The organism is Lentilactobacillus kefiri (assembly GCF_007989105.1).
Classification (GTDB): Bacteria; Bacillota; Bacilli; order Lactobacillales; family Lactobacillaceae; genus Lentilactobacillus; species Lentilactobacillus kefiri.
In genome coordinates this window covers 1-573 of the sequence record NZ_BJVK01000115.1, presented here as the reverse complement: position 1 = coordinate 573, position 573 = coordinate 1, and the positions used below count along the sequence as shown (strand labels likewise).

The window sequence follows — 573 nt, the reverse complement described above, 5'->3', positions numbered from 1 at the left end:
CTTGAATTTACACTTTAAGTGCAACACTAATTAAATAAAGAATGGCCCATGGCCAAATTCCTGTAAAATGATGTTTGCGAAAACAATCATGAAAGGAATTTAGCCATGGATCACTACAAGCATATTACCATAGATGAACGGGAAACTATCTTTTTAATGAGGAATCATGGAAACTCACTTCGTGAGATTGCCAGCCATATCAAGAAAAGTTACTCAACCATTTCTCGAGAATTAAGCCGTAATTCTACTGGTAAATCCTATTCACCTTCGAAGGCTCAGGAGAAGTACAAACAGCGCAAAGGCAACTGTGGCAGAGTCTCTCTTTTGAGTAATCCTCAGGTGTTTGAAGTGGTGAGAGAACACTTCTGCGAAGACCTTTGGTCTCCGGAGGAAATATCGAATCGCTTGGCAGTCGAAAAGTATCCGGTGCAGATCAGTACCACGACTATTTACCGTGGGATTTTCAATGGCTTATTTGATAATTTGTTTAAATCTGGCAGCTCTAGTGCCGTGCGCCATCTAAGGCATCACGGCAAGTCTCGCCACAATAAAGCTTATCAAGAAAAGCGAGGC

Annotated in this window: 1 protein-coding gene; it reads left to right on the top strand. The window is 41.5% G+C overall.

Going from position 1 to position 573, the window contains the following annotated elements:
- Positions 1-105: 105 nt before the first annotated feature.
- A partial coding sequence (locus LKE01_RS11975; RefSeq protein ID WP_146979261.1) for a helix-turn-helix domain-containing protein occupies positions 106-573 on the top strand: 468 nt, incomplete at its 3' end.